Here is a 5,596-nt window from a genome sequence, read left to right as displayed (position 1 = left end):
ATGGAATACATCATTCCGTCTTTCTTACAGTCTTGGGTGGCAGCATTCACGCCCAACGTCACGCCGAAGTCCTACGGTGAGATCTATTCCTTTTCCATCACTTCGTCGAGCGTGGTGTAGAAGGCTGGGTCTTCGCCGATGACGAATGTTATCAGTTTTCCGTCTTTGCCTACGATGAATTTCGTGGGGAAGCCCTGTATTCCGTATTCCTGTGTGATGTCGCCGGCACCTTTGGGGTTATATACGTGAATCCAGGGCAGTGCGAGATTGCTGACGGCAGCTTTCCACTGTTCCTTGGTGTCGCCACAGTCAACGCCGACGATTTCCATCTTGCCCTTGTATTTCTCGTAGTATTTCTTCATCTCCGGCATGCCCTTCACACACCATCCGCACCAGCTGCCCCAGAAGTCGATCACCACGATCTTGCCTCTCAGACTCGACAGCTTGAACTGTTTGCCGTTGATGTCGGTCAGTTCGAAGTCGGGAGCCATCGGCTGGTCTTCCAGTGTGTCGTTCGCCTCCTGCTGTATGGCATCGGGAGTGGCGGCTTGGTTGTTCTGTACTTTCTGGTTTCCGCAGTTTGCCATTGCCACGGCGGTAGTCAGCATGAGAGCCGTGGTCAGCGATAGTTGTAGTTTCATAATATCCGTTTTTTTATTTGGGTTAATGACTTAGTTATATCTTTCCGGCTTTGAGTCCTCTTATCACGGCGCTTGAGAATCCGGCGTGCTCCATCTCGTTGAGTCCGCGGATGGTCAGTCCGCCGGGAGTCGTCACCTTGTCGATGGCGGCTTCGGGGTGTTCTCCGGATGCCTGTAGCAGTTCCACGGCACCTTTTATCGTCTGCAGCACGATTTTCTGTGCGTCTTTCGCCTTGAAGCCGATTTCCACGGCACCCTCCACGTTTGCCCTGACATACCGCATGGCGTATCCAATGGAGCACGACATTGCCGTTGCCGCCGGGAACAATCTCTCTTCCAGCACTATCGTCTCTCCCAGTTTGTCGAAGAGTTCCGTCACCGTCTGTTTCTCCTTTGCCGATGCTCCGCAGGCAGAGATGTATGTCATGGAAGCCTTTTCGGCGATGGCGATGTTTGGCATCACGAGGAAGAGCGACGGTTTCTCCCCGTCTTTCTCCATCCATTCGTTTATCTTTTCAGACGGTATTCCTGCCGCCACCACCACGAGCAGCTGGCTCTTGTAGTCGATAACGGGCTTGATGCCTTTCAGTGTCTGTTCCACGCACCATGGCTTCACCACCACCATCACGATGTCGCTGCCTTCTGCCGCCAGCTGGTTGTCGGATGTCACGCTCGTTCCCTTTTGCGCGAAGTGGTCCATCACAGGCTGGTTGTGGTCACACACGGTGATGTCGTCGGCTCTCAGGTCGTCACATCTGAGCAGTCCTTCGGCGATGGCTCCTCCCATCGCTCCTGCTCCTATTATTGATATTTTCATGATTCCTCCTGTTGTATGATTTTAATTTAGTGACTAATATTCAATATTCGGCAATACGTGGCGCAGTCCCTCTATCACTTCGTCGTTTGACACTCCCACGCCCTTCACGATGAATATCGTGTCGTCGCCGGCTATCGTGCCCAGGATGTGGGGTATGTTGCTGTTGTCGATGTTGTATGCTATGCTGCTCGCATATCCGGGACGGGTCTTTATCACAGCCATGTTGCCCGAGAAGTTTATCGACCTGAATCCCGACGACTGCATCATCTCTCTTGCCGTCTGCTGGCTCGGCACTCTCTTATACATCGTTTCGTTGGGCAGGACATACACGTATTTGCCGTTCATGCTCGCTGCCTTTGCCACCTTCAGCTGTTTGAGGTCGCGGCTCAGAGTGGCCTGCGTGATGGTGTAGCCCTCGCTTTTGAGAGCCTTGAGCACTTCCTCCTGACTGCCCAGGTCTTTGCTTGAGATTAGCATCTTCAAGACTTCCATTCTGCTGTTCTTTACTCTCATAATCGTATAGTTTGGTGATACGTTGCAAATTTATGTATATTTACTTAAAAATGCAAGTATTTATACGTGAATTATTGATTGTTGTGTATATAGTCTAAATATTTGAGTGTTTTTCTTGTATAAATATCATTATGACACTTGTTTTGAAAAGCCGGGTTGCTTCTGATGGCGCTTTTTGCATCTCCTTTACGAACGTTTACTTTCATGGAAACTTTGGGCATTGTCTGGGGTGCGAAAGTTGCCCACTTGGGGCGAGGTGCTTGCCCCAAGTGGGTACGGTGCTTGCCCAACATGGGCAAGCGTGCTGCCCATTTCCTGACGTTTTTATTATCCTTGCCAATGATTGGGATGTTGGTTGAAACAATGCCAACCTGAGAAGTATATCTGCCATTATTTAGCTCGCAAAAGTTTGCCCAGACAGCAATAAAAGATAATCAATACAACTATGATCAATGGAGAATAAGAAGTATCATGGAAGTCTGAAAAAATATAGTAATAACCCGTTGGCGGAATTAATTTAAGTTGGTCGATATGAGCAAAAGTTGCCCATATCGCTGATTCTTAGCAAAAACGAGAATTTCTGAAAAACTGTCAGATTGTCTGGTTTTTTGTCGTAATATACTGGCAATCAGACCGTTGGCTGTCAGGCAATTGTCAGCCAATTGTCTGGATGGTTTTTGCTGGCGAAAGGAATTGTCAGATGTAAGGAATTCAGACGACGGGAATTGGATGCGTTGGCAGAATCCTGAAAACAGGAATATGGGTGTTGCAACATTAACTTATTGGGCAGACGTCTGACAGCAAATCTGCCCAACTGGGGCAAGCACCGTGCCCATGATGGGCAAGCACGTTGCCCCAGTTGGGCAACCAGCGTGCCCAATTTTAACCCAAATCGGTCGGGTTAAGTATGCACTGAATCAATTCCGCCAACAGGTATGGAGAATATGAATATCCAAGAAATAAAGAAGGTAATGCCAACCCTTGTGCTGGCATTACCTCCCGAGTTTGTTGTTCTCTATATAATAATGTGAACTTCCCTGTATCTTTAGTCCTTGTTTCCTCCGAATATCCTCAGCAACATGAGGAAGAGGTTGATGAAGTCGAGATAGAGAGTCAGCGAACCGAGCAATGCCAGTTTCTGTGCACCCTCGTCCATGGAGTCGGCCTCATAGAGCATGTGCTTGATTTTCTGGGAGTCGTATGCCGTGAGACCCACGAATATCACTACACCCACGTAGCTCACTATCATGTTGAGCATCGAACTGCCCAAGAACAGGTTTACTATCGTGGCGATGATGATGCCGATGAGTCCGATGAACATCATCCTGCCCAGCGATGTCAGGTCTTTCTTAGTGGTGTAGCCCAGGAACGCCATCACACCGAATGTGCCGGCGGTGATGAAAAACACGTTGGCTATCGATGTCAGCGTGTATGCCAGGAATATCACCGACAGAGTGGCGCCGTTTATCACCGAATACAGGATGAACAGCAGCGTGGCGGTGGTTATCGACAGGCGGTTTATGGCTCCGCTGATGGCGACCACCAGACCAAACTCGGCGATGACGAGTCCCCAGAACAGCAGGCGGTTGGTCACTATCGTGTATGCCAGACCGGGATTGTTGGCGATGCCGAATGCCGTGATGCCCGTTATCACGAGGGCAAGAGCCATCCATACGTACACTTTTCTCATAAGAGCAGGGAAAGCCAATGCTACCATGCCTTCCTTCTCCTCTATCATTCTGTAAAGTTTGTCTTCGTTCATAATCGTTATTTTAAAATATTCTAGGTGCAAACATACGCATTATTATCCGTTATACGGCAACAATGGGTGAAAAAACATTGATTATTAACATCTCTTTCCTTATTTCCACATCTGGAAAACGGTGTCGCTTTTTACAACCAGTTTGCTATTTTACAAATTATCGTTCGTTTTTTATAAACCGAACCTGCGGAAAAGGACGTACCTTTGCAGCGGAAATGAAAACACAATGATATTCCAACCTTGAAAAACCGAATTTAAACTATTAATGATATAATATTATGACAGACAAGACAAAATTCAGAGTAGAGTCTGACCTCCTTGGTGAACTGAACGTTCCAGCTGATGCCCTCTATGGCGTACAGACACAGCGTGGTATCAACAACTATCATATCTCACGCAAGACAATGCGTGACTATCCTGATTTCATTATTGCTACAGCATACGTGAAACTCGCTGCCGCACAGACAAACCACTCTCTCGGAGTTATCAACGACGAGATTTCCGGAGCTATGGCACAGGCTTGCCGCGAGATTATCGACGGACAGTGGCATGAGAACTTCCCTATCGACATGGTGCAGGGAGGTGCAGGAACATCTGTAAACATGAACGCCAACGAGGTGATCGCTAACCGCGCGCTCGAAATCCTCGGACATAACAAGGGCGAATACCAGTATTGCTCTCCTAACGACCACGTGAACTGTGGACAGAGCACAAACGACGCTTACCCTACATCTATCCGCCTGGCGCTCATCCGCATGAACATCCATCTGGTACGTGCTCTGACCGGTCTTATCAGTGCTTTCCGCTACAAGGGAGAGGAGTATAACGACGCAATCAAGATGGGACGTACACAGTTGCAGGACGCCGTGCCTATGACTATCGGACAGGAGTTCAAGGCATACGCCAACAACCTCGAAGAGGAAATCCTCAACCTCGAGCGCAACGTGAAGCTGCTCCACGAAATCAATATGGGTGGTACTGCAATCGGTACTGGCTTGAACGCCGTTCCGGGATTCGCAAAACTCTGCGCTGCTAACCTGAGCAAGCTCACCGGCGAGAACTTCGTTTCTGCCACCGACCTCGTTGAGGCTACACCAGACACAGGCGCTTACGTAAGCTACTCTTCAGCTCTGAAGCGTCTGGCTGTCAAGCTCTCTAAGATATGCAACGACCTGAGACTCATGGCTTCTGGTCCTCGTTGCGGACTCAATGAAATCAACCTGCCTCCTAAGGCTCCTGGATCATCAATCATGCCAGGTAAGGTGAACCCTGTTATTCCAGAGGTGACAAACCAGGTTTGCTTCAAGGTTATCGGTAACGACGCTACTGTATGCTTCGCTGCAGAAGCTGGCCAGCTCGAGCTCAACGTTATGGAGCCAATCATCACTGAAAGCCTCTTCGAGAGCCTCACATGGCTGAAGAACGTTATCGAGACTCTCACAGAGGAGTGCGTGCTCGGCATCACAGTAAACAAGGAGCGCTGCCAGGAGATGGTGAAGAACAGTATCGGTATCGTTACTGCCCTCAACCCAATCATCGGCTACAAGAAGAGCTCAAAGGTTGCCAAAGAGGCATTCGAGACAGGTCGCTCAGTATACGACATCGTTATCGAGCAGGGACTCATGAGCAAGGAAGAGCTCGACAAAGCACTCGATCCAAAGGAGATGCTCCAGTCTCACAACTTCACATTGAAATAATATCCCATAACATCCATACGGAAATATCTAATTGACAAACGCCTGACGGTTTCAATATGCCGTCAGGCGTTTTTCTGAAATTGCCCCTCATGCGTGCGCATTAATTATATAAGGTGAATAACCACGTTTTTCTTTGATTTCTGTCAAATAAAAGGAAAACCGTCAC

Annotated in this window: 5 protein-coding genes; 1 reads left to right on the top strand and 4 read right to left on the bottom strand. The window is 48.6% G+C overall.

The genetic code is table 11. The features are described from left to right. Positions 1 to 83: 83 nt before the first annotated feature. The 4 genes from QVO99_RS07710 to QVO99_RS07695 all read right to left on the bottom strand — a co-directional run bounded on the left by QVO99_RS07710 (position 84) and on the right by QVO99_RS07695 (position 3,733). The gene (locus QVO99_RS07710; protein ID WP_022317034.1) at positions 84 to 641 is read right to left on the bottom strand and encodes a TlpA family protein disulfide reductase; all 558 of its coding nucleotides are present in this window, start codon (positions 639 to 641) and stop codon (positions 84 to 86) included. A 34-nt stretch (positions 642 to 675) separates the two neighbouring features. Continuing rightward, positions 676 to 1,458 carry a pyrroline-5-carboxylate reductase family protein gene (locus QVO99_RS07705; protein ID WP_042518242.1) on the bottom strand — a complete coding sequence of 261 codons (783 nt, stop codon included), beginning with the start codon at positions 1,456 to 1,458 and terminating at the stop codon, positions 676 to 678. Positions 1,459 to 1,491: 33 nt separating this feature from the next. Then, positions 1,492 to 1,971 (bottom strand): arginine repressor, encoded by a 480-nt coding sequence (locus QVO99_RS07700; protein ID WP_022317032.1) that lies wholly within the window; start codon positions 1,969 to 1,971, stop codon positions 1,492 to 1,494. A 1,045-nt stretch (positions 1,972 to 3,016) separates the two neighbouring features. Continuing rightward, on the bottom strand, positions 3,017 to 3,733 hold the full coding sequence (locus QVO99_RS07695; RefSeq protein WP_022317031.1) for a Bax inhibitor-1/YccA family protein: 717 nt from the start codon (positions 3,731 to 3,733) through the stop codon (positions 3,017 to 3,019). A 278-nt stretch (positions 3,734 to 4,011) separates the two neighbouring features. Between QVO99_RS07695 and QVO99_RS07690 the strand changes: the two genes are divergently transcribed. After that, the gene (locus tag QVO99_RS07690; RefSeq protein WP_022317030.1) at positions 4,012 to 5,430 is read left to right on the top strand and encodes an aspartate ammonia-lyase; all 1,419 of its coding nucleotides are present in this window, start codon (positions 4,012 to 4,014) and stop codon (positions 5,428 to 5,430) included. Positions 5,431 to 5,596 lie beyond the last annotated feature (166 nt).

It is taken from the genome of Prevotella sp. CAG:592, from assembly GCF_000436015.1.
GTDB classification, from domain to species: Bacteria; Bacteroidota; Bacteroidia; order Bacteroidales; family Bacteroidaceae; genus Prevotella; species Prevotella pectinovora.
Note: the sequence above shows the minus strand (reverse complement) of the source record. Positions and strands in the feature narration are given on the sequence as shown.